The organism is Rhodovulum sp. FJ3, from assembly GCF_032918305.1.
GTDB lineage: Bacteria > Pseudomonadota > Alphaproteobacteria > Rhodobacterales > Rhodobacteraceae > SAT37.
Window position 1 is genome coordinate 227,511 of record NZ_JAWJUU010000004.1, and the last position, 24,974, is coordinate 252,484.

Consider the following 24,974-nt stretch of genomic DNA (forward strand, 5'->3'; position numbering starts at 1 on the left):
TTTGCCCGCAGCGCTATGAGGGGATGAGCGATGTCCGAAGTTTCGCCGAAACGGCGAGTGTGGGGCTGGTATTTTTATGACTTCGCCAGCCAACCTTACCACACGCTTTTAATCACGTTTATTTTCGCGCCCTATGTCACCGAGGCATTGGGCGACGGAAGCGCCGCACAGGCCGCGTGGGGATATGGCGTTGGCATCGCCGGTCTGATCATTGCCCTCCTGGCCCCCGTTCTGGGCGCGATTGCGGATCGTGCGGGCGGGCGCATCCGGTTCATCTGGGCGTTTTCGGTTCTCTATGTGATCGGCGCGTGGGGGCTATGGCTTGCAACGCCGGACGATTTTAACCTGCCCTTGATCCTGTGCTTCTTTGGGCTTGGCCTGATCGGCATGGAATTTGCCACGATTTTCACCAACGCGATGATGCCTTCGCTGGGCGATCAGGACAAACTGGGGAACATCTCCGGTTCGGGCTGGGCGTTTGGCTATGTCGGCGGGGTTCTGGCCCTTGCGATCATGCTGGTGTTCTTTGCCGAGAGCGCGACCACCGGCAAAACCTTTGTCGGCCTCAGCCCTATCCTTGGCCTTGATCCCGAGATGCGCGAAGGCACCCGTGCCGTGGGGCCGTTCACCGCGATCTGGTTTGCGGTCTTCATGATCCCGTTCTTTTTGTGGGTCAAAGAAGGCCCCGCCGAAAACCGCCAACCGATCCGCGTGGCCGTGCGCGGTGCCCTGCCGGAATTGGCCCAGACCCTGCGCCATTTGCCCCAGAACCGTAGCCTGTTTGCCTATCTCGGCTCGTCCATGTTCTATCGGGACGCGCTGAACGGGATGTATATCTTTGGCGGGATTTACGCGTCGGGGGTTCTGGGATGGACCGTGATTGACGTCGGTGTGTTCGGCATTCTGGCCGCGATTTCCGGTGCGATATTCGCCAAGATCGGTGGCATCGCGGATCAGAAGTTCGGGCCCAAGCCGGTGATCGTGGCCAACGTCCTGACCCTGACCTGTGTGGCGATCGCGATTGTGTTCGTATCGCGCGACATGGTGTTCGGCATCGCGGTTGAGCCGACTTCGAACCTGCCAGACATCGTGTTCTATATCCTTGGCGCGATGATTGGCGCGGCGGGCGGTGCGTTGCAATCGGCCAGCCGTACAATGATGGTGCGTCAGGCGGACCCGCGCCGCACGACCGAGGCATTCGGCCTCTTCGCGCTGGCCGGCAAGGCAACGTCGTTTGTTGCGCCACTGACAATCGGATTTGTCACAGATTTAAGCGGCAACCAGCAATTGGGCATCACACCTTTGATCGCCCTCTTTCTTATCGGATTGTTTTTGCTACTCTGGGTAAAACCCAACGGCGAGAAGTTCGAGCAATGGTCCGCGCCTTCATCACCCTTTGTCTGACGATCTGTGCCTTGGCGACGCCCGTTGCGGCCGAAACCAAGGCGAACACGCTCTTTGGGGCGAAACAGGACGGGTCAAACCAGAAACCCCACGCCATCGGCACCTATGCCAAGGGATGCGGCGCGGGTCTGGTTCAGCTACCGGAAACCGGCCCCACGTGGCAGGCCATGCGCCTGAGCCGCAACCGCAACTGGGGTCATCCGGAAATGATTTCGTTTCTTGAACGGCTCAGCACGAAGGCCGCCGCCCAACCGGGGTGGAAGGGTCTCTATATCGGTGACATCAGCCAGCCGCGCGGTGGCCCGATGGTATCAGGGCACCAATCGCACCAGATCGGGTTGGACGCGGATATCTGGATGCTGCCCCCCAAACGTCTGAACCTCAGCCGCAAGGATCGCGAAAACCTCAGCTCGATTTCGGTGCGCAGCAAGGACCAGACCTCGGTCAACGGCAACTTTACCGCCGCGCATATCGAAATCATTAAGGCAGCCGCGCTTGACCCCGCCGTGGACCGGATTTTCGTGACCCCGCCGGTCAAGATCGAGATGTGCAAAACCGCGACCCGCAAGGACAAAAAGTGGCTGCAAAAGGTGCGCCCCCTGTACGGGCACCACTACCATTTCCATGTGCGCCTGAAATGCCCCGACGGATCGCGTCTGTGCCAAACGCAAAAGCCGACCGTGGCCGAACTGTCGAAAAACGGGGATGGCTGTGATGAGACGCTGAACTGGTGGGTGACCGATTATCTGAACCCACCCAAGGTCGCCAAACCGGCGAAACCGGCCAAGCCTGCCCCGAAAAAACGTGGTGCGCGGGATTACACAATGGACGATTTGCCCAAACAATGCGCCAAGGTCTTGGCCGCGCAGTAGCGGCATTTTTTCTCATCACCGCGCCGGTTCTGGCCCTGAACGAGCGCGACTGGACCACGTTCAACTGGTCCGTTGCGGATGACCGGTTCGGGGGCCTGTCCGCCTTTGACTGGGTGGATGCTGAGGACGGCCGTTTTGTCGCCTTGGGGGATCGGGGCCTTTTCGTGACGGGGCGCGTGATCCGTGACGATGCCGGACAGATCACCGGCATAGAGGACACGGTTCTGTCGCCCGTGCGCAATCCCGAAGGGGCACAGGTCGATGGCCGGGACGCCGATTCCGAAGGGTTGGCCATTCGCGGCGATGGGCGTCTCTTCCTGACGTTTGAGGGCCACCACCGCATGTGGACCTATCGCGACACGGGGTCCGAGGCCGCATGGATGCCCCGCGATCCGTCCTTCCGCTCGCTGCACTGGAACTCGGGACTTGAGTCCTTGGCGATCGCGCCGGACAACAGCCTGTTCACCATAACCGAGGACACCCGCACCAGTCAGGGCGATTTTCCCGTTTACCGATACGCACGGGGCGCGTGGCAAAATGCGGGGACCCTGCCGCGGCAGGGTGACTACCTGATCACCGGTGCGGATTTCGGGCCTGACGGGTATCTCTACGTGCTAGAACGCGGCTTTTCCGGCATCTTCGGGTTCCGCAGCCGTGTGCGCCGGTTTGAATGGACAGGCCGTGCGTTGCGCGAAATCGACACGGTGATGCAATCCCCAGCCAGCCGCCACGGCAACCTCGAAGGGCTGGCCGTTTCCCGCACCGCGGACGGGAACCTGCGCCTGACTATGGTGGCAGACGACAATTTCCTGCGGCTGCTGCGCACCGAGATCGTGGAATACACGCTGCAAGAATCCCTTGATTAGGGACAAAACCGGCGTTAAACGGCCCCGTTCGCCCATGATGGGCGACCAAGTCGCCGCTACCTTGTAAAAACGGATTACATCTATGACTCGCGCACTTTTGCCTGGCGTAATCGCCATGGCCGTTATCGTCGTTGCCTCGAACGTGTTGGTTCAGTTCCTGTTGTTTGACGGGCTGCTGACATGGGGGGCATTCACCTATCCCTTTGCGTTTCTGGTCACCGACCTGATGAACCGCGTCTATGGCACCGCCGCCGCCCGCAAAGTGATCTTTGCCGGTTTTGTCACGGGCATCATCTGTTCGCTGATCGGCACGCAAATCACCCTGCAGGGGGATGGATACACCTATCAAGCCGTCGCCTTCCGCGTCGCCATCGCATCGGCCACCGCGTTCCTGATTGCGCAACTGGTCGATGTTGCGATCTTTGACCGCCTGCGTTCGGGCAGCTGGTGGAAGGCCCCGTTCGTGTCCTCGATCGTTGGCTCCGCCGTGGATACCGCGATCTTTTTCACGCTGGCCTTTGCACAGTTTGTTACATTTTTTGGCCAATCTGCCGATGCAGAGATCAACTGGGCATGGAACACCATGCCGTTCTTGACCACCGGCCCCGAGGCGCCGTTGTGGGTCACCTTTGCTGTTGCTGACTGGGTTCTCAAAACTGCTATCGCATTGGTTGCACTTGTGCCGTTTCGCCTAATTGTTGGGCGTTTAGTGGCACGTGTTGCGTAAAAGGTTTTGACAAACACAAAATCTGTGGCACGCTGAACTTAACGGCAATCAGCAGAAAGGAGGTGGTCCAGTGTCTAGAGTGATATTGGAGAGAGGTGTCCGAACAGTCAGGGGGGCCGTGGTCTGAAGGCAAACCCGAAGACCGAACACTTCTGATTGGGCTACGCTCTAACTGGCCCCATCTCCCAAGAAACTCGAAGGGCTGCTATATCTGGCAGCCCTTTTCGCATGACGGACCCGCACCATGTCGCTGCGCATCAACGATCAGATCGAAATCGCCGATTGGGAACTGACCGAACAGTTCATCCGCAGCAGCGGCCCCGGCGGGCAGAACGTGAACAAGGTGTCCACGGCGGTCGAGCTGCGGTTTGAGGCCGCCAGATCTCCGAACCTGACCGACCCCGTTAAACGTCGCCTGCAACGGCTGGCGGGACGGCGATGGACCAAAGAGGGCGCGCTGATCCTGTTTTGCGACGAAACACGATCCCAAATCCGCAACCGCGAGATTGTGCGTGAAAGGCTGGCCGACCTGATCCGAAAATCGCTGATCGCGCCCAAACGGCGGATCAAAACCAAACCGACCAAAGGCTCGGTCGAGCGCCGGATCAAGGCCAAGAAACAACGCGCCGAGGTCAAGGCCCTGCGCGGCCGGATCGATTAGACCACCACGTCATAGGCCGTTTGGCCACCCACCCCGAACACCCGTTTATAGCGGTCGATCTGGTCGGTGGGGCCCATGGCCTTGTTCGGGTTGTCGGACAGTTTGACCGTGGGTCGCCCGTTGGCCGACACCGCCTTGCAGACCAGTGAAAACGGCGCAAGCGCGTCATTCGGCGTCAGCCCGCGGAAATCATTGGTCAGCAGCGTCCCCCAGCCAAACGACACCTTGGCGCGGCCTGCGAAATGGGTGCTGAGTTCCGCGATTTTGTCGACGTCCAAGCCGTCGCTAAAGATGATCAGCTTTTGCTTGGGGTCCTCGCCACGGCTGGCCCACCATTTGATCGCGGCCTCGCCGCCCTCAATCGGGTCGCCACTGTCGATGCGGATACCGGTCCAACCGGCCAACCAGTCCGGCGCGTTGGCCAGAAACCCGTCCGTCCCATAGGTGTCGGGCAGGATGATGCGCAGGTTGCCGTCGTGTTCCGCGTGCCAATCCGCCAGAACCTGATAGGGCGCATTGGCCAATTCCGCATCCGTATCGGCAAGGGCGGCATAGACCATGGGCAATTCATGGGCGTTGGTCCCGATCGCTTCAACCTCGCGGCGCATCGCGATCAGACAGTTCGAGGTGCCGACGAATTTGTTGCCCAGCCCCTCTAGCATCGCCTGCACGCACCAGTCCTGCCACAGAAAGCTGTGCCGCCGCCGCGTGCCGAAATCCGCGATGCGTAACCCGTCGATTTCGCGCAGGCCTTCGACCTTTTCCCACAGCTTGGTCATCCCGCGGGCGTACAGGATTTGTAACTCGAACCGGTCCATGTCCTGTAGAACCGCACGCCCGCGTAGCTCCATCAGGATCGACAGGGCGGGGATTTCCCACAACATCACCTCGGGCCAAGATCCCTCAAACGTCAGTTCGTACTGACCGTCGCGCTTTTCCAGATGATAGGGCGGCAGTTGCAGGTTCTCGAACCACTCCATGAAATCGGGGCGGAACATCTGCCGTTTGCCATAGAACATGTTCCCGCGCAGCCAAGTGCTCTCGCCCCGCGACAGGCGCAGGGACCGCACATGATCCAACTGCTCGCGCAGCTCACCCTCATCAATCAGATCGGCCAGACGGATGGATTTGGTGCGGTTCAACAGGCTGAACGTGACCTGCACATCGGGCCGGTTGTGAAACACCGATTGGCACATCAACAGCTTGTAGAAATCCGTGTCGATCAGGGACCGGACGATCGGATCGATCTTCCATTTGTGGTTATGCACACGGGTCGCGATGTCGACCATGGGTCCTCCGGGGCCGTTGGGGCGTCGTCGGGTCGGTTAGATCAAAGGGGCGCCACCACGCGCAAGGGGAAACCGCGTTCAGGCCTCTAATACAACGCCTGCATCAAGCATAGCCTCGCGCGAATCTTCAAGAGATCCGTCCAGATCAATCGCACGGCAGGCGCGTTCGATCACCCGCACCTTGAGGCCCAGCCGCGCCGCATCCAGCGCCGAGTATTGAACACAGAAATCCGTCGCCAACCCGACCAGTGTCACCGATTGTACATCCCGCTCGGCCAGATACCCGGACAGGCCCGTAGGCGTGGTGTGGTCGTTCTCGAAAAACGCGGAATAGCTGTCGATCTGGGGGCGGAACCCTTTGCGGATGATCAGATCGGCGGCGGTGGTGTTCAGGTCGGGGTGGAACTCTGCGCCCGCCGTGCCCTGAACACAATGATCGGGCCATAGGACCTGTGCGCCATAGGGCATGTCGATCACGCTGAACGGATCGTGGCCGGCGTGACCTGACGCGAATGACGAATGCCCCGCCGGATGCCAGTCCTGTGTGAATACCTTGACCGGATAATCGTTCAACATCGCGTTGATGATCGGCACCACCTGATCGCCCTCATTCACGGCCAGCGCCCCACCGGGACAGAAATCGTTCTGGACATCGATCACGATCAAAGCGTCGTTCTGGGCGGTCATTGAGGGCTCCTTCCTGTGCGACACATGCGGCAGGCCGGTCGCGGGCGATCAATCCCCCTTGCAGGCCATCACATCTCGGGACTATGAGAACATATGTTTACCGTCGCTGCACTCTATCATTTCACCCGTTTTGACGATCCCGCCGCATTGCGCGAGGGTCTGCTGAAAACTGCCGAAGAGGCAGGCATTGTCGGATCACTGTTGTTGGCCCAAGAGGGTATCAACGGCACCATCGCCGGATCGCGCGCGGGGATCGACACGATCCTCGCCTATATCCGCGCCCTGCCCGGATGCGCCGATCTGGAATGGAAAGAAAGCACCGCCTCGATGCGTCCCTTTGGCAAGATGAAGGTGCGTCTGAAACGCGAGATCGTCACCATGGGTCAGCCCGACGTCGATCCCCGCGCCAAGGTCGGCCATTACGTCGCGCCCGAGGATTGGAACGACCTGATCCGGTCCGAAGATGTGGTCGTCATCGACACCCGCAATGATTACGAGGTCGAGATCGGCACATTCGAGGGCGCAATCGACCCCAAAACCAAGAGCTTTGGCGAATTCCCCGCGTGGTGGGAGGAAAACAAGGACCGGTTCCACAACAAGCGCGTCGCGATGTTCTGTACCGGCGGTATCCGGTGCGAGAAATCGACGAACTTTCTGCTGGGTCAGGGGGTCGAGGACGTCTTTCACCTCAAAGGTGGCATCCTGAAATACCTCGAAGAGGTCCCTGCCGAGGACAGCACGTGGAACGGCGAATGTTTCGTGTTCGATGAACGCGTATCGGTGGGCCACGGGTTGAAAGAGGGGCCGCATGTCCTGTGCCGTGCCTGTCGCCAACCCTTGATGGCCGAGGACGTCAACCGCCCCGAATACGAAGAGGGCGTCAGCTGTCACCGGTGCATCGATATGTATGACGATGCGCGCAAGGAACGATTCCGCGAACGCCAGCGCCAGATCGAATTGGCCAAAAAACGCGGTGAACGACACATTGGCGCGACTCACAAACGGGGCTGATCCGGTCCATTTGGCATACCAAAATCGCAGCATTTTGCAGAAATTGCATAGGCGTCATGTGAAACCCACATGGCGCCTTATGTATTTTGTTTAATTACAAACACTTAACATATTTATTCGTTATGAATTTCCGGTTGTTTTCTATTCGATTTCTGCATGGCGGCAATTCCAACCTGTGGATTGTGCAAGCGCAGCATTTGTCTAAGTTAACGGTAACAGAAGACGGCGAGCGAAAGGCGCTCGCGCCCCAACTCGAAGGAAGACTACCATGGCATTTGCATCTGACATCCGCCGCATCGAAGCCAACATCGCAGCACCGTTCTACTCGGCCTACGCATCGCTCAAGGTCGCTCTGGCCCGCCGCGCCGTGTACAAGCGCACCGTGGCCGAACTGAACACGCTGAACGACCGCGAACTCAGCGATCTGGGCCTGCACCGCAGCATGATCAAAGGTCTGGCACGCGAAGAAGCTGCCAAAATCCACTAACGGATTTCCGATTTCCCTCACCGGTGTCCTCCCACACCGGTTAAAGAACCGCCCGCCTCCTCTGTCGCGGGCGATTTTTTTATTGCGCAGGCGTCGGCGTGACCGGCACGCGACCCGTCGCGGTGACCTGCCAGACCTGCCGCCCGTCAATCGCCACCACGCTAAGGGGACCGTCATAACCCGCCCGCGTGTCGATGTTCAGGCGGTTGCCATAATGCGTCACCTCATCAATCGCGGTGTGCCCGTGCACGATCAGAGGGCCGTGGTCGGTCTGATCGTTCAGAAACCCGTCGCGGATCCAGACCAGATCGTTTTCGTCCTGTTGGTGCAGATCGACGCCCGGCCGCACGCCTGCGTGACAGAAAAACACCTCCCCGCCGTCGTGCCATAGAGGGCAGGACATGATGAAATCCAGATGCGCCTGTGGCACCTTGGCGCGTGCATCGGCGTGGATGGCGGCAACGGTACGATCATGCCCCGCATTCACCCCGTAGGACGCCAATGTCTTGCGCCCGCCGATCCGATCCTCAAGCCAGTGCAAATCAGGCCGAACCGGATCGTCCAGCGCGGGATCCTGCAAAAACAGCCACATCATCCGGTCGTGATTGCCGCGCAGCGTGATCCACGGCGCGCCCTTGGCCTGACCCGCCATGAGGTGCTCCAGAACCCCCGCCACATCCGGCCCACGATCCGCGTAATCACCCACATGCACCACCGGCGCGTCCGCAAAACCAGCGTTCTCGGCACGGTCGAGGGCGATCAGGGCATGCGCGCCCTCCAGCTTGTTCAGATACCCGTGGATATCGCCAATCGCGTAAAAGCAGCCCATCAAAACCATCCGTTCCAAATGCAAAGGCCCGCCACGGATGCGGCGGGCCTTGTTTTCATACCGTATGCGGCGCCTTAGGCCACGTCGAATTCCAGCGGACGAACCTGTTGGAATTTACCGGTGTCTTTCAGGGCCTTCAGGACATCGGCGCTGGGGCTTTGGTCCAGATACAGCAGCGCGATGGCGTTGCCGCCCTGATCCGAACGGCCAAGGGTAAAGTTGGCGATGTTCATGCCGTTTTCGCCCAGAACCTGACCCAGCGTCCCGATGATGCCCGGCACGTCTTCGTTGGTGGTGTAGAGCATGTGCTCACCCACTTCGGCGTCGATGTTGATGCCTTTGATCTGGATAAAGCGCGGCTTGCCGTCGCTAAACACGGTACCGGCGATCGAACGTTCACGGGTCTCGGTTTTCACGGTCAGTTTGACATAGCCGTCGAACACACCCGATTTGTGCTGGGTGGTTTTGCTGATCTTGACGCCACGCTCTTCGGCGATGACCGGCGCGGACACGAGGTTCACGTCGGGGTTGGTCGCCTGCATGATGCCCGCAACGGCGGCACAGTTCAGCGCCTCAAGGTTCATCTCGGCAGCAACACCGTCATAGAGCACGTTGATCGACTTGATCGGCTCATCGGTCAACTGACCCACGAAACCGCCCAGATGACCGGCCAGTTTGATCCACGGCCCCATGACTTTGGCTTCTTCGGCGGTGACGGACGGCATGTTCAGAGCGTTCTGAACCGCACCGGTCAGCAGGTAATCCGACATCTGTTCCGCAACCTGCAGGGCCACGTTTTCCTGTGCCTCTGTGGTCGATGCGCCCAAGTGCGGGGTGCAGACGACGTTGGGCAGGTTGAACAGAACGTTGTCGACAGCGGGCTCAACCGCGAACACGTCGAACGCTGCGCCAGCAACGTGGCCGGATTTCAGCAGCTCGGCCAGGGCTTCTTCGTCAACCAGACCACCACGGGCACAGTTGATGATGCGCACGCCTTTTTTGGTCTTGGCGAGGTTTTCAGCCGACAGGATGTTGCGGGTGCCATCGGTCAACGGCACGTGCAGGGTGATGAAATCGGCACGGGTCAGCAGCTCGTCCAGCTCAACCTTTTCGACCTGCATCTTTTCGGCTTTTTCTTCCGACAGGAACGGGTCAAACGCGATGACCTTCATTTTCAGGCCACGCGCACGGTCGCACACGATGCCACCGATGTTACCGGCACCGATCACGCCAAGGGTCTTGCCGGTCAGCTCAACCCCCATGAATTTCGACTTTTCCCATTTGCCAGCGTGGGTGGACGCGGATGCTTCGGGGATCTGACGGGCAACGGCGAACATCATCGCGATGGCATGCTCGGCGGTGGTGATCATGTTGCCGAACGGCGTGTTCATGACGATCACGCCTTTTTTCGACGACGCCTCTTTGTCGACGTTGTCCGTACCGATACCGGCGCGACCGACAACTTTCAGGTTGTCCGCGTGCTCAAGCAGGCTGGGCGTGACTTTGGTGGCCGAACGAATGGCCAGACCGTCGTATTTGCCGATCACCTCGGCCAGTTTTTCTTTGTCTTTGCCCAGCTCGGGCATGAAGTCGACTTCGATACCGCGGTCGCGGAAAATCTGAACGGCGGTTTCAGACAGTTTGTCGGATACAAGAACTTTGGGGGCCATCTGGCACACTCCTAGATATAGGGGGGATGGTCCGGGCCCACGCGGGGCCCGGCAAATCAGGTCACAGAGGGCCGATTAGGCCGCTTCGGTCTGGGCTTCGATCTCGGCGTTGAACGCCCATTCCAGCCACGGCAGCATCGCCGCAACATCGGCGGTCTCAACCGTGCCACCACACCAGATACGCAGACCGGCAGGCGCGTCGCGATAGGCACCGATGTCCAGAGCAACGCCTTCTTTTTCCAGACGTTTTGCAACGGCCTTGGCGAAGGCTGCACCGTCTTGGATGCGGGCGTCGGTGAACTTCAGGCAGACGCTGGTGTTCGAGCGGGTCGCGGGATCAACGGCAAGGTTGTCGATCCAGTCGCGTGCCGCGCAGAAATCCCAAACGGCCTGTGCGTTGGCATCGGCGCGTGCGATCAGACCTTTCAGGCCACCGATCGATTTCGCCCAGTCCAGCGCAACCAGATAGTCCTCAACCGCCAGCATCGAGGGCGTGTTGATGGTTTCACCGACAAAGATACCGTCGATCAGCTTGCCGCCTTTGGTCATGCGGAAGATTTTCGGCAGGGGCCATGCGGGGGTGTAGGTTTCCAGACGCTCGACCGCGCGCGGGCTGAGGATGATCATGCCATGCGCGGCCTCACCACCCAGAACTTTCTGCCAGCTGAACGTGGTCACATCCAGTTTGTCCCACGGCAGGTCCATCGCGAATGCGGCCGAGGTGGCGTCGCAGATGGTCAGACCTTCGCGGTCGGCGGGGATCGCATCACCATTGGCAACGCGCACACCCGAGGTGGTGCCGTTCCATGTGAACACGACGTCGGTGTTGAAATCGATCTCGGCGAAATCGACGATCTCGCCGTATTCGGCGGTTTTGACGTCTGCCTCGATCTTCAGCTGCTTGACCACATCCGTGACCCAGCCCGCACCAAAGGATTCCCAAGCGACCATCGTGGCCTTGCGTGCGCCAAGCAGCGACCACATAGCCATTTCAACTGCGCCGGTGTCCGACGCCGGTACGATACCGATTTTGTAATCTGCCGGAACGCCCAGAATCTCGCGGGTCGTTTCAATGGCGTCTTTCAGCTTGGCCTTGCCGACGGCGGCACGGTGCGAACGGCCCAGAGCGGCATCATTCAGTTTGTCCAAGGAGAAAGCGGGGTTCTTGGCACAGGGGCCAGAAGAAAAGCGCGGATTAGCCGGACGCGCAGCCGGTTGTTCGATAGTCATTTCTGGTATCCTTCCAGATAATCGCCCTTCGTTGGGGAAGGGTGTCCCGAGACCGCATCTACGGGGCACGCGGCTCTGGCGCAAGAGGGAAAGACGCGCTATTGCGCCGTTTAAGAGCACAAATACGACACCCTTGTTCACTATCGGAAACACGACCATGTACATCGTCACCCTCTTGTCGAACCCGAAAAACCCGACCCTGACACCGGCGACGGTGGACGCACTGCGCAACGCGTGGGGCGGTGGCGATGCCCAATGGCTGGCACCGGATGAGGCCGCCGAATTCGCGGTCGAAATCGTGCCCGAAAACCGGTGGGATGTGTGGTCGGATATGCAGGCGATGGGCGTCGATATGGTGGTGCAGCCTGCCGAGGGCCGAAAGAAAAAAATGCTTTTGGCAGATATGGATAGCACCATGATCGAGCAGGAATGCATCGACGAACTGGCCGATGAGGCGGGCGTCGGTGAGCGGGTCAAGGACATCACCGCGCGCGCCATGAACGGCGAGCTGGATTTCGAGGGTGCGCTCAAGGAACGGGTGGGTCTGCTCAAGGGTCTGGATGAGGCCGTGATCGCCCGCGTTCTGGCCACGCGGATCACATTCATGCCCGGTGGTCGCGAACTGCTCTCGACGATGAAGGCGAACGGCGCCTATGCCGCGTTGGTGTCGGGGGGCTTCACCGCATTTACCCAAAATGTCGCAGGCGAATTGGGCTTTGATGAGAACCGCGCGAACACTTTGTTGGTCGAAAACGGCGTTCTGACCGGTGAGGTGGGCATGCCGATTCTAGGTCGCGAGGCCAAAGTGCAGGCCCTGAAAGAGATCAGCGCGCGTTTGGGTCTGACCCACGGTGACGTCATGGCCGTCGGGGACGGCGCGAACGATCTGGGGATGCTGGGTCTGGCCGGTGCGGGCGTTGCCCTGCACGCGAAACCGACGGTCGCCGCCGAATGCGATATCCGCATCAACCACGGCGACCTGTCGGCGCTGCTGTACATCCAAGGCTATGCCAAGGACGAATTCGCGGCCTAGGCGTCGATCAAACCGGCGGCGGGGCGGATCATACCGGTATCCATCCCGCGCCAATTGCGGACGCGCGGCGTCATTCGTTTGATCACTGCCGGATCGTTTGCATCCAGAATGCCCAAGCGCACCAAAACGGCCGCAATCGTGCATTCGCTGGCCCGTGTTGCGCCATCCGTGACCTTGACCGCGACGCCCAGCTTTTGGTCCGGCAGAATCGCGGTGAACACGCCCTCGGCCCCTGTTTTGATCGCGGCCTGACCTTTGGCGGCGGCCATCAACTCGGTACAGGCGCGCCCGTCACCGGCCACCAGATGCGGATAGGCGATCATCGCCTGACGCAAGCGCGCCGCACCGGATTCGCGTTTGTCCGAACTATCGACATCGGCGGCGGCGAAATAGGCCATAGCGCGGGCCAGACCATACATCGTGGTGGCAAAGTTCGGGGCCGAGCACCCGTCGATGCCAAAACCGGGGCTATCCATATCCGTGACGGATTCAAACGCATCGCGCGCGGCGATCTGTACCGGATGGGTCGGGTCGACATATTCCGTGCCGCCCCCGATGTGTTTGTTCAGGGTCAGAAACCCGCAATGTTTGCCCGAACAGTTGTTGTGCGCCTGACACGGGGACCCTTCGGCGCGGATCATGGCGTGTTTCGTGTCGCGATCGCGCGGCACCTCGGCACCACAGCGCATGTCGTCATCCGTCAGGCCCAGTTCCGACAGCCACGCCGCAACAGGGTCCGTATGCATCGGCGCGCCCTGATGCGACGCACAGGCCAGCGCCAGTTGCGAGGGCTGCAAACCAAACGCATCCGCCGCGCCACTTTCCATCAGGGGTAGGGCCTGAATCATCTTCACCGAGGAACGCGGCAGGATCGTCTGATCCGGATTACCCAGCGCAAAAACGATCTGACCCGTATGATCACAGACCACCACGTGACCGGAATGCAGGGACTCGGCCAGCGGGCCGCGCCAGATCTCAACAAGGGGTGCTGGGTTGGTCATGCGAATCCTCGCTTATTTGTGGGCGAATTTATGCTTACGGGGGTTTCAAAAATCCCCACGTTCGCGCTATTCTGCCAAATATCGAGTTGAATTACGATCCGCCACAGGAAAAGGTCGCGCAAACGACCACAGGCGGTCGCACGAGGCAAATACAGCTGGAGGCTGTGAGTACTATGACTTCATGGGCGAAATTCGGACTGGCCGCCGCACTGGTTGCCGGCGTCAGCACGGGCGCAGTTGCGCAGGAAACGACCAACAAAGTCGACGAACAAACCCATTGGAATGTGTTCGCCGAACCGCCGCAGACCCCGAACGAATGCTTTGGCGTGGCGATCCCCAAGGAAACCGTGAACACCGATGAAAACGGCCGGATCAAGGCCGTGCGTCGCGGTGACATCATGCTGTTCGTGACGTTCAACCGTGGCAAATCGGGTGGCGTCGTGTCCTTTACCGGCGGCTATCCGTTCGCGCCGAACAGCTTTGTCTCGATGGAAATCGGCGACAACAAGTTTGAGCTGTTCACCGATGGCGAATGGGCGTGGCCCGCAACGCCTGCGGATGATTCCAAGATTATCGCGGCCATGAAACGCGGCGCCGAGGCGACGCTGACCGCCCGCTCGTCGCGCGGCACCATCACCAAGGATACGTTCTCGTTGCTGGGCTTTACGGCGGCATCGGAGTCGGCGGCGAATTACTGCGGGGCCTAAGGCCCACGCAAACGGATTGAACGGGGCGCCACGCGGCGCCCTTTTTCGTTCGCTCTCACCCAAAACCGAGCATATGCAGCATGCCTTTGCAGACTCGGAAAAAATCGTGTATCAGCCATCCCTGATTTCCCGAGGATTGAATGATGCAAGCCAGCGCCCCTATCACGCAGGACGTGATGACCATTCCCCGTAAGACCGACACAGGCGGCAAGACCAACCTTGTCGGCCTCACGCGTGAGCAATTGCGCGACACGCTGATCGCGGGTGGCACGCCGGAAAAACAGGCCAAGATGCGCGTGAACCAGATCTGGCAATGGATCTATCAATGGGGCGTGCGCGACTTTGCGGAAATGACCAACCTGTCCAAGGCCTATCGCGCCGAACTGGACGAAAAGTTCACCGTCTCGATCCCCGAAATGGTCAGCAAACAGGTCAGCGCGGATGGCACCCGCAAGTATCTGGTGCGCATCGCGGGCGGCCATGAGGTTGAGGTGGTTTATATCCCCGAGACCGATCGCGGCACGCTGTGTGTCTCGTCGCAGGTGGGCTGTACTCTGACCTGTTCGTTCTGCCACACGGGGACGCAGAAACTGGTGCGCAACCTGACCGCCGCCGAAATCGTCGGTCAGATCATGATGGCGCGCGACGATCTGGGCGAATGGCCCGAACCCGGTGTGGGCACGGGTGAATCCGGTCCGCGTCTGTTGTCCAACATCGTTCTGATGGGCATGGGCGAACCTCTGTACAACTTTGAAAACGTCCGCGATGCGATGAAGATCGCCATGGACGGCGAAGGCATTTCCCTGTCGCGTCGCCGGATCACCCTGTCGACCTCGGGCGTCGTGCCCGAAATCGCCCGCACCGCCGAGGAAATCGGTTGTATGCTGGCCGTTAGCTTTCACGCCACCACGGATGAGGTGCGCGACAAGCTGGTCCCGATCAACAAACGCTGGAACATTGCGGAGCTGCTTGAGGCGCTTAAGGCCTATCCGAAACTGTCCAACAGCGAACGGATCACGTTTGAATACGTGATGCTCAAGGACGTGAACGACACGGATTCCGACGCGCGCCGTCTGGTCAAACTGATCCAAGGCATCCCCGCCAAGATCAACCTGATCCCGTTCAACGAATGGCCGGGTTCGCCTTATCAACGGTCCGACTGGGACCGGATCGAGGCGTTTGCCGACATCATCTATAAGGCCGGTTATGCCTCGCCCATCCGCACCCCGCGTGGCGAGGACATCATGGCCGCCTGTGGTCAGCTGAAATCGGCGACCGAACGCGCCCGCAAATCCCGCGCCCAGATCGAGGCCGAGGTTAATCAGGGCGAATAACGCTGGAACCTTTGGGGCGATGACATAGTTAGTCATCTATGACGAACACCGCCTTTCGCCCACTGCCCCAGCCGACCAATGCCGACGGCACCCCCCGCCTGACGGGGGTCGAGATCGAACTGGGCGGCCTGCCCGAAGATAAGGTTGCCGCGATCGTGGCTAAGGTCCTGAACGGCACCGCCCATCAAGACGACACCACCATCTGGACGGTCCGTGACACCGACATCGGCGATGTCGAGGTGTATCTCGACACCGCCCTGCGCAAGGCCAGTGCCAGCACCTTTCGCGACGCCGGTCTGGCCTTGGGCCGTGAGGTCGTGCCGGTCGAAATCGTCACCGAACCCTTGGACGCGGAGGGGTTGGATCGCCTTGATCATCTGCGCGCGGTCCTCTGTGATCGCGGTGCCTTGGGTAGTACATCTGCGTGGTATTTCGGCTTTGGCGTCCATCTGAACGTCGAAATCGCCAGCACCGACACATCCGACATCCTGCGCCCCCTGTTGGCCTATGCGTTGATTGAGGACTGGATGCGCGCGGCGCGTCCGATTGACGAGTCGCGCAACGCATTGCCGTTCACAGATCCTTATCCGACCTCCTTTGTGCGTCATCTGGTCGAACTGGGGCGCGATGCGTCCCTGAGCGATCTGATCGATCTCTACCTAGAGGACACCCCGTCGCGGAACCGCGGCCTAGACATGCTGCCGATCTTTGCCCATCTGGACGCGGATCGTGTGACCGCCAAGATCGGCACGGACACCGCCGTCACGGCGCGACCCACGTTCCACTTTCGCCTGCCCGATTGCCGGATTGATGACCCCGATTGGACGCTGGTCACCGAATGGGACCGGTGGCGTCTGGTCGAACAGATCGCGGCAAGCGGTGATCTGTTGGACAAACTCGGCGCGGCCTACGTCGATGCGCATCAGGGCATCACCCTGTTCCGATCCGATTGGGCCAAGGAATGCGGCAAACTGCTGGGTGGTCTTGGGGGTACGTCATGAGCCGCCCCGTGATCGGTGTCACAACGTCCACACGGTCGGGGTGGCGCATTTTTCCGTTGGTCGCGCTGAACGTCTGGCTTGCCGGTGGGCGGGCCGTGCGATGGGGCGTTGGCCGCCCTGCGGACGTCGCGACGGTCGACGGCATCATCATCGGCGGCGGCGACGATATTTCGCCTGACCTCTATGGCGGAAAACTGATTACCAGCGCCCGATTGGATCCCGAACGCGATGAACTGGAATGCGATCTGGTACGTGCGGCGCAGGTTCAGAACAAACCGGTTCTGGGCATTTGCCGCGGCAGTCAGATGTTGAACATCGCCCTTGGCGGAACGTTGAACCAAGACGCCTATGCCACCTACACCACCAGCGAGCGCGTCTGGACCGTCCTGCCCCGCAAAACCGTCTGCATCGAACCGGACACCCGTTTGGCCGGTGTCAGTGGCGAGAAACCGATGAAGGTGAACGCCCTGCATTCCCAATCGGTGGATTGTTTGGGCGACGGGTTGCGCGTCGCGGCGCGCGATACCGGCGGCATGATCCAAGCGATTGAGCGCGTCAAAGAACCCTTTGCCATCGGCGTGCAATGGCACCCCGAGCATTTGTTCTATGCGCATCGCCAAATGGGTCTGTTCCGCGCGCTGGTCCACGCGGCCCGCGCCGCACGCCAAGACGACAGCCAGTTGGATGCCGTTTCGGCCGCTGCGTCCTGATTATTCGGCCCAGTTTTCGATATATTCGACCGCCTCGGCGGCGGTTTCGACGAAATGGAACAGGTCCAGATCCTCGGGCGCGATGGTGCCCGCATCGGCCAGAGCGTCCCAGTTGATAATGCTGTCCCAGAACGCGCGCCCGAACAGGATGAACGGCACGCGGCGCATGCGGTTCGTCTGGATCAGGGTCAGGGCCTCAAACATCTCGTCCAGCGTCCCGAACCCACCGGGGAACATGGCGATGACATTGGCGCGCATCAGGAAATGCATCTTGCGAATGCCAAAGTAGTGAAAGTTGAAACACAGCTCGGGCGTGACCCAATCGTTGGGTTTTTGTTCGTGGGGCAGAACGATGTTCAACCCGATGGACACGCCCCCCGCATCCGCCGCGCCGCGATTGCCCGCCTCCATCACACCTGGACCGCCGCCGGTGACAACGACGTTTTCGCGATTGCCGCTCTCGATGCTTTTCAGGGTCATCAGGCGGGCAAACTCACGCGCCTCATCATAGAACTTTGACAGGTTGGCCAATGTCTCGGTCTTGGCCGTGTGCTTTTGCGCGGGCTCGGGAATGCGCGCGCCGCCGAACAGAACGACGGTGCTCTCAATGCCGTATTCCGACATCAAAAGTTCCGGCTTCATCAATTCCAACTGCAACCGTACGGGGCGCAATTCGTCGCGGCAGATAAAGGAATCATCGGCAAAGGCCAGACGATACGCGGGCGAACGTGTCTGCGGCGTGTCGGGAATATCGCGTGCCGTTTCCATATCCTGATGGGCGTTGGGAAAGACGCGGGTGCGGTTCTCGGTCATAGGGGCCTCGGTTCCATTGCGCTGTTGCTCATGTCGGTCTATAGGCTCTGCCCAGATGAGGCCAGATACCTATCGGAGGAACGCGCATGTCGAATGCCCAACTCGAAGCTGCAATCGAAGCAGCTTGGGAAACCCGTGACCAGATCACCCCGCAAACCACGGGCGAAACCCGTGAGGCCATCGAAGACACGCTGAACGCACTGGACAGCGGTTCGCTGCGCGTGGCGGAAAAGCTGGAGAGCGGCGATTGGCACGTGAACCAGTGGGCCAAAAAGGCGGTTCTGCTGGGCTTTCGCATCAAGGACATGGAAGAGCAATCCGGTGGCCCCCAAGGCGGCGGCTGGTGGGACAAGGTCGACAGCAAGTTCAAAGGCTGGGATGCTGAGCAGTGGAAAACCGCAGGCTTCCGCGCCGTGCCCAACACCGTTGTCCGCAAGTCGGCCTATATCGCACCGGGCGTGGTCCTGATGCCGTCGTTTGTGAACCTCGGCGCCTATGTCGATGAGGGCACCATGGTCGACACATGGGCGACCGTCGGGTCCTGTGCGCAAATCGGTAAAAACGTGCACCTGTCGGGTGGCGTTGGCATCGGCGGCGTTCTGGAACCCATGCAGGCCGGTCCGACCATCATCGAAGACAACTGCTTTATCGGGGCGCGCTCCGAGGTGGTTGAAGGCTGTATCGTGCGCGAAGGCTCGGTTTTGGGCATGGGCGTGTTCATCGGCAAATCGACCAAGATCGTGGATCGCGAAACCGGCGAAGTCACCTATGGCGAGGTTCCCCCGTACTCGGTCGTCGTCGCAGGTTCCATGCCCAGCAAGAACGGCATCAACCTCTACTGTGCGGTGATCGTGAAACGCGTCGACGAAAAGACCCGTTCGAAAACCGGCATCAACGAATTGCTGCGCGACTGATCAGCGCCGCAAGAATGAATCGAAAACGCCTCGGGGACCTGTCCCCGGGGCGTTTTTCATTTAGGTCGGCGGCGCGGGTTTCTTGACTCTCTGCCCCAAACCCGCCACCTGTGCCCGCGACAGATGAGGTAGGCCATGAGCACTGACGACAAGAAAAAGGTAAAGCGCGCCCAACAGGTGTTCACGCTGGTGGTCCAAGTGGGGCGCAAGGACGGTGACGGCCTGCCCGACAAGGCGACCGGTGCCGCGCTGATGTGCTATGCCTCTGGCGTGGATGAGGCCGAGGCGGTGCGCGAAACCGTCGCCGTTCTGAAACAGGCCGATCTGAATCCCTTGGACGTCACCGGTTACGGCACCGCGCAGGAACGCCGCGACCAAGGGCACGACATCGCCAAGGACGAACTGGAATTGATGCAACGCGCGTTGGACGAGAACTCTGTCGTCGTGGCCCAGTTCACCCCGTTCTTTGACGGCGAAGAGCAAATGCCGCTCGACGGGCCGCTGAACTAATCAGTTCTGCGCGCCGAAATAGCGGCGGTAAATCCGGTCATAGGTCCCGTTCTCCCGCAGCTTCAGCAGGCTCCGGTTGACCGGCTCGACCAGCGGGCTGTTCGACGGCAGGGCAAAGCCATAGCTTTCACGCCGGAAGGGCGACCCGACCAGCATCGCGTCGCCACTGCCTTGGTTGTTCACGTAAAAGGCCAAGACGGGGGCGTCGAACACGACCGCCTCAACATTCCCGCCCTCGAAATCGCGCAGCAGGCTGTCCAGATCGGCATAGGTGTCGATGTCCAGATCCCGGTCGAGCAGGAACCGCTCGCTGGTTGAGCCTTGGATCGTCGCGACGCGTTTGCCGTAGAGGTCATTGACCGAATTGACCGATCCCTGAATCGCGTCGACCGTCATAACGGCGGTGATTTTCGCCACAAAGATCGACACGATGAACAGGCTGGAAATCACCAGCAACACCGCGAAAATCCGACCGAAAAACGTGCGCGGCACGCGTTCCTCAAACCCGCCGTTCACCACAAGGTTCAACGCCCACCAGAACGACGGGAACATCGCCTCGCGTGCGGGGCGGTCGAAATAGGGTTGGGCGCGGCGCTCCATCGCCCACATCAGCATCCCGCCACCAAACAGCGTCAGAAACGCCAGACCGATGAACATCGCCACATCGCGCGAGATCAGCGCGTTGATCAACAGGCTGTCCTGCCCGTCGTTGGGGATCATGATCTGAAGGCCGCTCTCGAAAATCGTGTGGCTGAAATCCAGAACTTCTTCGCGCTCGGCGGTGATCGAGATATTGGCGACGGCGGCATCACGGGTGCCATTTCGAATATGGCCCAGCATCTCGCCAAACCCGCCGACCATCTCAAAGCTGGAGGTGCGGCCCAGATCCTCGGCCACGGCGTTCCACAGATCGATGCTAAAGCCGTTGAAATCCTCGCCCTGTTTCATCGCAAAGGGCGGCCGTTCAACCGTGACGATCCGCAGATCTTGGGCCACAGCCGTGCCTGCCGTCCACAACAGCACCAAAACCGCCAGCAATTTCCGCAGAAAACCCGTCATATCCCGTCGTCCCACGCCATGTTTGCACCGGTTTAACGGCAAAGTAGCGCGGCGCGAAGAGTAATTGCTTCGAAATTACACAATGCGGGATAGGCCATGGCGTGATGCACAGGAAGTTGGCTGGCTGAGGCCTCGGCCAGAACGGTGGTCGACATGATCTCGGACTGTTCGCGCAGATCACCGATGAACATGGTGTCCATCGGACATCCCGCCACGTCGATCACGCCGTGGTCCTCAAGAACGAGTTGGTGATACCGGATCACGGCAGGCGCGGGGTGCCACGTGGCAAAATTGCTGTGCAAAAAAGTCTGCGCGGGGACCAGAACCGCCTCTTCGTTGAACAGGTATTCAACCTCGGTGCCACTGATCTTGATGCATTGTTCGGGGGATAGGATGATGTCCTGTTTCAGGCCCAGATAGGGGGCCAGCAACCGGATCGGGCGGAACCGTCCACGTGCCAGCACCTCGCGATGGGTGATCCAACGGATCGCGCGGGGACCCTGTTCGGTCTGGACCAGATCGCCCGCCGACAGGGTTTCAATCGGGACATAGCCGTTCGGGGTCAGGATCGGCGTGCCATCGGTCAGGCTGGGCGACAGACCCACGGGTTCAAACCCGTCCGACAGGCCAAAACAGCGCAGGCTAGGCCCAAAAGCAAAGGTCGCGCGCGGGGTTTTCAGACGGTGCAGGTCACCTTGGGTCCATGGCAAAGGCGCGATCATCTCGCGTTGCACCAAAACGCCCTCATCCGGCAGTTCGGCCGAAATCAAACCGGTGCCGCGATCACAATCCCACGACACGGTGACGCGTAGCGTGCCATCAATCATCGCGCCGTTGATTGGCATACAGACCTGTCGCGCCTCACCGTCCAACCGGCGACTAAAGGTCAGGGTCGCGTCCGCACCAAGATGCATGGCGCAATGGCTGTGGATTGGATCGTTGCTATGGAACACGAACAGGGCCTGATCGTCGTGTTTCCAGCGCTGGAGATCGGCCTCTAGATACAGGCTACCGCGGGTCAAATCGTCCGATTGCGCCATCGCACGGCGCGACACCCGCAGACCGGTGGGCGCGCCCTGTTCGAACGCGCTGGATTGATCTTGGGTCACGGCGATCCACGTCATGCGGCAAGGGTTCCGAACAACACGCGCGCCTCATAGGCCTTGAGGGTCCGGCGCGCCGCCGGTCCGTATCCCATACCCGTCGTCGGATCGAGTTCGGGGAAGATGCGGCAAATTTCGGCCACCGTTTCACGCTCAAAGCTGCGGGTGGTTTGCGGGCCGGGCAGAAAGCTCTCGGTTTCCAGACCCTCGGTAAACACGATCTGATGGGCGTCAAACAGGATATGCACGTATTCAACCGTGCCGCCGATTTGCGGACGGATGGAATGATCGTTGACCAGATCCTTGGCCGCGACCAGAACCTCCCCCTCGCCAAACAGAAGTTCGGCCAGATTGTCCCCGATCAACACGCGGTGCTGGGGCGACAGCTTGATGTCGCGCGCATTGCCCAGCGCGCCGGCCTTGATCAGGATCGGGGCCATTGTGCCCTCAGCCGCGACCGTGCGCCGCCCGATCCAGCGCACAGGCTGTAATCCGTTGTCCAGCGTGTGCACCAGATCACCCTCTTGCAGGGTTTCGATCGCCACCTCACCACGGTCCGTCAAAATGCGGGTGCCTGCTACGAAACAGGGCACCGAGTTGACCGTGACAAAGCCCGTGTCCGACAGGCCCACATCGTTTTCGGCGGTGTAGGTAAAGCTGACGCTCTCGGTGTCGCCATCGGCCACAACCGTAAACGTCCCGTCGGGGTTCAGCGTGATCTGCTGACCGGTGGCAAGGGTGACAGTATCCCCCGCAACCACCGGCACGCCGTTAATGTGGGTAATGGTCACGGTACCGGGAACGCGGCTGATGTCATTAGCCAGAACATCAACGGTGGTGGTTTCGCCGGGGGCGACGTTGACGATATCCGCATTTGCAATAAACGCGCTCTGGCCACTTTCGGCAGCGATCAGAACGGACGAGTCAAAATTGCTATCGGCGACGTCGGCGATGCCGATGCGAATGCTGTTCACCTCACCCGGAACGACGGGGATGGTGACCGTCATCGTGACGGTAAACCCGTCCATTTCGGTGTTGAAATCGCTGTTGGTGTTGTCGACGTACAGGTTCTGGTTATCGACATCGTTCACGTTGCCGATGGACGTGGTTTCACCCGCGATTTCCAACGGCACCAGTTCGCCGTTGATCCAGATGCCCACAACGTCGTTGTAGATCGAGTTCGTGAACTCAGGGTATTCCTCAGACGCGAACACGAACTGCAACGTCATCGTGTCGCCTTCGGGAATGAAATCCACATCCAGAATGGCCGCATCGAACGTGCTGGCCCCCGCCAACTCGTTGAAATCCGCGTCGTTGTTTACGCCGCTGGTGTTCGTGCTGGTGTTGGTTTCCTGGTTCGCCTCGGCGTTCCCGCGCGAGCGGTTGGTGAAATCCGTGGCGTCGCCCGTGGACAGGATCACACCCGAATCCGACGGCGTCACGCCAGGCGCGATCGTATCCCCGCCCGAATAGATGGCCGACGAGTCCTGATCGCCCGAATAGCTGGCCGAGACGACGGTGATGCCCTCACCAAAGATCGTCTCCGCCATCTCAACGGCGGTCGCATTGGTATCGTAGTCTAGGTCTGCTGCTCTAACCATCGTGCTGTCCTGCCTCAGTCGGCAAGGCGCACAGGTCACAGCCCGCGTTGCGGGTCAGTGGTTGGTCTGCGCGATTGGGCCCGTTTGTTTTTTTGGTGCCCGTTACCCTGCCTCAGGTACTCTTTGGGATAGGACTGTGCCCTACTTTTGTCACTTTGATAACCCTAAGACTTCATATTCCATGCTTTGGACACGCTATGGTGTTTCCGGCCTGCAACATTGCGGGGGGCAACACGGGGGTGTAAGACGGGCGGACGAACGATGGAGACCCCTTTGACCGACCCTGTTGCCCTGACCGCCGATCTGATCCGCTGCCCCTCTGTGACGCCTGTTGAGGGTGGCGCGCTGGTCCTGCTTGAACGGTTGTTGGGGGATGCGGGGTTTGACTGCACCCGCGTGGATCGCAACGGCACCGCCAACCTGTTCGCGCGTTGGGGCGCTAAGGGACACGCCCGCAGTTTCGGGTTCAACGGTCACACCGATGTCGTCCCCGTCGGGGATGAGGGCGCGTGGACCGTCGGACCGTTCTCGGGCGAGATCAAGGATGGCAAGCTCTGGGGGCGTGGCGCGACCGACATGAAATCGGGCGTGGCGGCATTCGCGGCGGCTGCGGTTGATTTCGTCACCCAAACCCCGCCGGACGGGGCCGTCATCATGACCATCACCGGCGACGAAGAGGGCGACGCGACGGACGGCACCATTGCCCTGCTGGACTGGATGGACGCCAACAACGAAGCGATGAGCGCCTGTCTGGTGGGCGAACCCACCTGCCCCAACACCATGGGCGAGATGATGAAAATCGGGCGTCGCGGGTCGCTGACCGCCTATTTCACCGCCAAGGGCACCCAAGGGCATGCCGCCTATCCGCATCGCGCGCTGAATCCCCTGCCCGCCTTGGCGCGGCTGATCGACCGGCTGGCGTCGCATGAGTTGGACCAAGGCACGGATCATTTCGATGCCTCGACCCTTGCCGTGACCACCATCGACGTGGGCAACCCCGCCACCAACGTGATCCCCGCCGAGGGCCGTGCAACGATCAACATCCGGTTCAACGACATCCATTCCGGCGACAGCCTGACGGGATGGCTGCAATCCCAGATCGACGCGATTGCTGCGGAAACCGGCGTTGCCTTTGACATGCGCATCAAGGTTTCGGGCGAGAGCTTTCTCACACCGCCCGGCGCCCTGTCCGATCTGGTCGCGGCGGCGGTTCGCGATGAAACCGGCGTTGATCCGGTCAAATCGACCTCGGGCGGGACGTCGGATGCGCGGTTTGTCAAAAACCACTGCCCCGTTGTGGAATTCGGTCTGGTCGGCAAAACCATGCATCAGGTCGACGAACACGTCGAGGTCGCCCAGATCGAACAGCTAAAATCGATCTATACCCGCATTTTGCGCGATTATTTCGCCTGATCGGGGCCTTTTGGGCCTCTGTTTCTGCATGACGCGGCATGT

25 protein-coding genes are annotated in these 24,974 nt (G+C 60.3%); 15 read left to right on the forward strand and 10 right to left on the reverse strand.

Annotated features, from left to right (window positions below; all coding sequences use genetic code 11):
- The first annotated feature begins 30 nt into the window (after positions 1-30).
- The 5 genes from R1W00_RS12915 (at position 31) to arfB (ending at position 4,530) form a co-directional block, all read left to right on the forward strand.
- Positions 31-1,404: an MFS transporter gene (locus R1W00_RS12915; RefSeq protein WP_317263167.1), complete on the forward strand. Its 1,374-nt coding sequence runs from the start codon at positions 31-33 to the stop codon at positions 1,402-1,404.
- The gene (gene mepA, locus R1W00_RS12920) at positions 1,374-2,276 is read left to right on the forward strand and encodes a penicillin-insensitive murein endopeptidase (RefSeq protein ID WP_317263168.1); all 903 of its coding nucleotides are present in this window, start codon (positions 1,374-1,376) and stop codon (positions 2,274-2,276) included. The genes R1W00_RS12915 and mepA overlap by 31 nt, the downstream gene beginning before the upstream one ends.
- Positions 2,249-3,142, forward strand: coding sequence for an esterase-like activity of phytase family protein (locus R1W00_RS12925; RefSeq protein ID WP_317263169.1), 894 nt, complete (start codon positions 2,249-2,251; stop codon positions 3,140-3,142). Before mepA ends, R1W00_RS12925 begins: the two co-directional genes overlap by 28 nt.
- Positions 3,143-3,224: 82 nt before the next feature.
- Positions 3,225-3,869, forward strand: coding sequence for a queuosine precursor transporter (locus R1W00_RS12930; RefSeq protein ID WP_317263170.1), 645 nt, complete (start codon positions 3,225-3,227; stop codon positions 3,867-3,869).
- Between the two features lie 244 nt (positions 3,870-4,113).
- A complete protein-coding gene (gene arfB, locus R1W00_RS12935) occupies positions 4,114-4,530 on the forward strand; it encodes an alternative ribosome rescue aminoacyl-tRNA hydrolase ArfB (RefSeq protein ID WP_317263171.1) in 417 nt (138 codons plus the stop codon).
- Here arfB and pncB read toward each other — a convergent pair.
- Both pncB and pncA read right to left on the reverse strand, forming a co-directional pair.
- A complete protein-coding gene (pncB, locus tag R1W00_RS12940) occupies positions 4,527-5,819 on the reverse strand; it encodes a nicotinate phosphoribosyltransferase (RefSeq protein WP_317263172.1) in 1,293 nt (430 codons plus the stop codon). The genes arfB and pncB overlap by 4 nt on opposite strands.
- A gap of 78 nt (positions 5,820-5,897) precedes the next feature.
- Positions 5,898-6,506, reverse strand: coding sequence for a bifunctional nicotinamidase/pyrazinamidase (pncA, locus tag R1W00_RS12945; protein ID WP_317263173.1), 609 nt, complete (start codon positions 6,504-6,506; stop codon positions 5,898-5,900).
- Between the two features lie 93 nt (positions 6,507-6,599).
- Here pncA and R1W00_RS12950 point away from each other — a divergent pair, with 93 nt between their 5' ends.
- Positions 6,600-7,517 (forward strand): rhodanese-related sulfurtransferase, encoded by a 918-nt coding sequence (locus R1W00_RS12950; RefSeq protein WP_317263174.1) that lies wholly within the window; start codon positions 6,600-6,602, stop codon positions 7,515-7,517.
- A 268-nt stretch (positions 7,518-7,785) separates the two neighbouring features.
- Positions 7,786-8,004 (forward strand): DUF1127 domain-containing protein, encoded by a 219-nt coding sequence (locus R1W00_RS12955; protein ID WP_317263175.1) that lies wholly within the window; start codon positions 7,786-7,788, stop codon positions 8,002-8,004.
- A gap of 79 nt (positions 8,005-8,083) precedes the next feature.
- Here R1W00_RS12955 and R1W00_RS12960 read toward each other — a convergent pair whose 3' ends face one another.
- From R1W00_RS12960 to R1W00_RS12970, 3 genes are all read right to left on the reverse strand, one after another.
- Positions 8,084-8,833: a metallophosphoesterase gene (locus tag R1W00_RS12960; RefSeq protein WP_317263176.1), complete on the reverse strand. Its 750-nt coding sequence runs from the start codon at positions 8,831-8,833 to the stop codon at positions 8,084-8,086.
- Positions 8,834-8,907: 74 nt separating this feature from the next.
- Positions 8,908-10,503: a phosphoglycerate dehydrogenase gene (serA, locus tag R1W00_RS12965; protein ID WP_317263177.1), complete on the reverse strand. Its 1,596-nt coding sequence runs from the start codon at positions 10,501-10,503 to the stop codon at positions 8,908-8,910.
- 75 nt (positions 10,504-10,578) lie between these two features.
- Positions 10,579-11,733, reverse strand: a complete 1,155-nt coding sequence (locus R1W00_RS12970) for a phosphoserine transaminase (RefSeq protein ID WP_317263178.1) — start codon at positions 11,731-11,733, stop codon at positions 10,579-10,581.
- Between the two features lie 157 nt (positions 11,734-11,890).
- Between R1W00_RS12970 and serB the strand changes: the two genes are divergently transcribed.
- Positions 11,891-12,766 (forward strand): phosphoserine phosphatase SerB, encoded by an 876-nt coding sequence (gene serB, locus R1W00_RS12975; protein WP_317263179.1) that lies wholly within the window; start codon positions 11,891-11,893, stop codon positions 12,764-12,766.
- On the opposite strand, the gene R1W00_RS12980 is transcribed toward serB, so the two are convergent.
- A complete protein-coding gene (locus tag R1W00_RS12980) occupies positions 12,763-13,767 on the reverse strand; it encodes an asparaginase (RefSeq protein WP_317263180.1) in 1,005 nt (334 codons plus the stop codon). The genes serB and R1W00_RS12980 overlap by 4 nt on opposite strands.
- 173 nt (positions 13,768-13,940) lie before the next feature.
- Between R1W00_RS12980 and R1W00_RS12985 the strand changes: the two genes are divergently transcribed.
- The 4 genes from R1W00_RS12985 (at position 13,941) to R1W00_RS13000 (ending at position 17,519) form a co-directional block, all read left to right on the forward strand.
- On the forward strand, positions 13,941-14,474 hold the full coding sequence (locus tag R1W00_RS12985; protein WP_317263366.1) for an invasion associated locus B family protein: 534 nt from the start codon (positions 13,941-13,943) through the stop codon (positions 14,472-14,474).
- Between the two features lie 143 nt (positions 14,475-14,617).
- On the forward strand, positions 14,618-15,808 hold the full coding sequence (gene rlmN / locus R1W00_RS12990; protein ID WP_317263367.1) for a 23S rRNA (adenine(2503)-C(2))-methyltransferase RlmN: 1,191 nt from the start codon (positions 14,618-14,620) through the stop codon (positions 15,806-15,808).
- A 38-nt stretch (positions 15,809-15,846) separates the two neighbouring features.
- On the forward strand, positions 15,847-16,809 hold the full coding sequence (locus tag R1W00_RS12995; protein ID WP_317263181.1) for an amidoligase family protein: 963 nt from the start codon (positions 15,847-15,849) through the stop codon (positions 16,807-16,809).
- Positions 16,806-17,519, forward strand: a complete 714-nt coding sequence (locus R1W00_RS13000; RefSeq protein WP_317263182.1) for a gamma-glutamyl-gamma-aminobutyrate hydrolase family protein — start codon at positions 16,806-16,808, stop codon at positions 17,517-17,519. The genes R1W00_RS12995 and R1W00_RS13000 overlap by 4 nt, the downstream gene beginning before the upstream one ends.
- Here the strand turns inward: R1W00_RS13000 and R1W00_RS13005 are convergent, their stop codons facing one another.
- Complete coding sequence (locus R1W00_RS13005; RefSeq protein WP_317263183.1) at positions 17,520-18,332, reverse strand: LOG family protein; 813 nt, start codon at positions 18,330-18,332, stop codon at positions 17,520-17,522.
- 86 nt (positions 18,333-18,418) lie between these two features.
- Here R1W00_RS13005 and dapD point away from each other — a divergent pair, with 86 nt between their 5' ends.
- Both dapD and R1W00_RS13015 read left to right on the forward strand, forming a co-directional pair.
- Positions 18,419-19,246 carry a 2,3,4,5-tetrahydropyridine-2,6-dicarboxylate N-succinyltransferase gene (gene dapD, locus R1W00_RS13010; protein WP_317263184.1) on the forward strand — a complete coding sequence of 276 codons (828 nt, stop codon included), beginning with the start codon at positions 18,419-18,421 and terminating at the stop codon, positions 19,244-19,246.
- A gap of 135 nt (positions 19,247-19,381) precedes the next feature.
- Positions 19,382-19,756 carry a hypothetical protein gene (locus R1W00_RS13015; protein WP_317263185.1) on the forward strand — a complete coding sequence of 125 codons (375 nt, stop codon included), beginning with the start codon at positions 19,382-19,384 and terminating at the stop codon, positions 19,754-19,756.
- On the opposite strand, the gene R1W00_RS13020 is transcribed toward R1W00_RS13015, so the two are convergent.
- The 3 genes from R1W00_RS13020 to R1W00_RS13030 are packed head-to-tail and all read right to left on the reverse strand — an operon-like array spanning position 19,757 to position 23,519.
- Positions 19,757-20,815: a transporter substrate-binding domain-containing protein gene (locus R1W00_RS13020; protein WP_317263186.1), complete on the reverse strand. Its 1,059-nt coding sequence runs from the start codon at positions 20,813-20,815 to the stop codon at positions 19,757-19,759.
- 32 nt (positions 20,816-20,847) lie between these two features.
- Positions 20,848-21,939, reverse strand: coding sequence for a Hint domain-containing protein (locus tag R1W00_RS13025; RefSeq protein ID WP_317263187.1), 1,092 nt, complete (start codon positions 21,937-21,939; stop codon positions 20,848-20,850).
- Complete coding sequence (locus R1W00_RS13030; RefSeq protein WP_317263188.1) at positions 21,936-23,519, reverse strand: Hint domain-containing protein; 1,584 nt, start codon at positions 23,517-23,519, stop codon at positions 21,936-21,938. The genes R1W00_RS13025 and R1W00_RS13030 overlap by 4 nt, the downstream gene beginning before the upstream one ends.
- A 261-nt stretch (positions 23,520-23,780) precedes the next feature.
- Here R1W00_RS13030 and dapE point away from each other — a divergent pair, with 261 nt between their 5' ends.
- Positions 23,781-24,932: a succinyl-diaminopimelate desuccinylase gene (dapE, locus tag R1W00_RS13035; RefSeq protein WP_317263189.1), complete on the forward strand. Its 1,152-nt coding sequence runs from the start codon at positions 23,781-23,783 to the stop codon at positions 24,930-24,932.
- Positions 24,933-24,974: the final 42 nt, after the last annotated feature.

Excerpts from the sequence above, each read along its gene's own strand:
- R1W00_RS12915 (WP_317263167.1), top strand. The coding sequence starts at position 31 with ATGTCCGAAGTTTCGCCGAAACGGCGAGTGTGGGGCTGGTATTTTTAT.
- mepA (WP_317263168.1), top strand. The coding sequence starts at position 1,374 with ATGGTCCGCGCCTTCATCACCCTTTGTCTGACGATCTGTGCCTTGGCG.
- R1W00_RS12925 (WP_317263169.1), top strand. The coding sequence starts at position 2,249 with ATGCGCCAAGGTCTTGGCCGCGCAGTAGCGGCATTTTTTCTCATCACC.
- R1W00_RS12930 (WP_317263170.1), top strand. The coding sequence starts at position 3,225 with ATGACTCGCGCACTTTTGCCTGGCGTAATCGCCATGGCCGTTATCGTC.
- arfB (WP_317263171.1), top strand. The coding sequence starts at position 4,114 with ATGTCGCTGCGCATCAACGATCAGATCGAAATCGCCGATTGGGAACTG.
- pncB (WP_317263172.1), bottom strand. The coding sequence starts at position 5,819 with ATGGTCGACATCGCGACCCGTGTGCATAACCACAAATGGAAGATCGAT.
- pncA (WP_317263173.1), bottom strand. The coding sequence starts at position 6,506 with ATGACCGCCCAGAACGACGCTTTGATCGTGATCGATGTCCAGAACGAT.
- R1W00_RS12950 (WP_317263174.1), top strand. The coding sequence starts at position 6,600 with ATGTTTACCGTCGCTGCACTCTATCATTTCACCCGTTTTGACGATCCC.
- R1W00_RS12955 (WP_317263175.1), top strand. The coding sequence starts at position 7,786 with ATGGCATTTGCATCTGACATCCGCCGCATCGAAGCCAACATCGCAGCA.
- R1W00_RS12960 (WP_317263176.1), bottom strand. The coding sequence starts at position 8,833 with ATGGGCTGCTTTTACGCGATTGGCGATATCCACGGGTATCTGAACAAG.
- serA (WP_317263177.1), bottom strand. The coding sequence starts at position 10,503 with ATGGCCCCCAAAGTTCTTGTATCCGACAAACTGTCTGAAACCGCCGTT.
- R1W00_RS12970 (WP_317263178.1), bottom strand. The coding sequence starts at position 11,733 with ATGACTATCGAACAACCGGCTGCGCGTCCGGCTAATCCGCGCTTTTCT.
- serB (WP_317263179.1), top strand. The coding sequence starts at position 11,891 with ATGTACATCGTCACCCTCTTGTCGAACCCGAAAAACCCGACCCTGACA.
- R1W00_RS12980 (WP_317263180.1), bottom strand. The coding sequence starts at position 13,767 with ATGACCAACCCAGCACCCCTTGTTGAGATCTGGCGCGGCCCGCTGGCC.
- R1W00_RS12985 (WP_317263366.1), top strand. The coding sequence starts at position 13,941 with ATGACTTCATGGGCGAAATTCGGACTGGCCGCCGCACTGGTTGCCGGC.
- rlmN (WP_317263367.1), top strand. The coding sequence starts at position 14,618 with ATGCAAGCCAGCGCCCCTATCACGCAGGACGTGATGACCATTCCCCGT.
- R1W00_RS12995 (WP_317263181.1), top strand. The coding sequence starts at position 15,847 with ATGACGAACACCGCCTTTCGCCCACTGCCCCAGCCGACCAATGCCGAC.
- R1W00_RS13000 (WP_317263182.1), top strand. The coding sequence starts at position 16,806 with ATGAGCCGCCCCGTGATCGGTGTCACAACGTCCACACGGTCGGGGTGG.
- R1W00_RS13005 (WP_317263183.1), bottom strand. The coding sequence starts at position 18,332 with ATGACCGAGAACCGCACCCGCGTCTTTCCCAACGCCCATCAGGATATG.
- dapD (WP_317263184.1), top strand. The coding sequence starts at position 18,419 with ATGTCGAATGCCCAACTCGAAGCTGCAATCGAAGCAGCTTGGGAAACC.
- R1W00_RS13015 (WP_317263185.1), top strand. The coding sequence starts at position 19,382 with ATGAGCACTGACGACAAGAAAAAGGTAAAGCGCGCCCAACAGGTGTTC.
- R1W00_RS13020 (WP_317263186.1), bottom strand. The coding sequence starts at position 20,815 with ATGACGGGTTTTCTGCGGAAATTGCTGGCGGTTTTGGTGCTGTTGTGG.
- R1W00_RS13025 (WP_317263187.1), bottom strand. The coding sequence starts at position 21,939 with ATGACGTGGATCGCCGTGACCCAAGATCAATCCAGCGCGTTCGAACAG.
- R1W00_RS13030 (WP_317263188.1), bottom strand. The coding sequence starts at position 23,519 with ATGGTTAGAGCAGCAGACCTAGACTACGATACCAATGCGACCGCCGTT.
- dapE (WP_317263189.1), top strand. The coding sequence starts at position 23,781 with ATGGAGACCCCTTTGACCGACCCTGTTGCCCTGACCGCCGATCTGATC.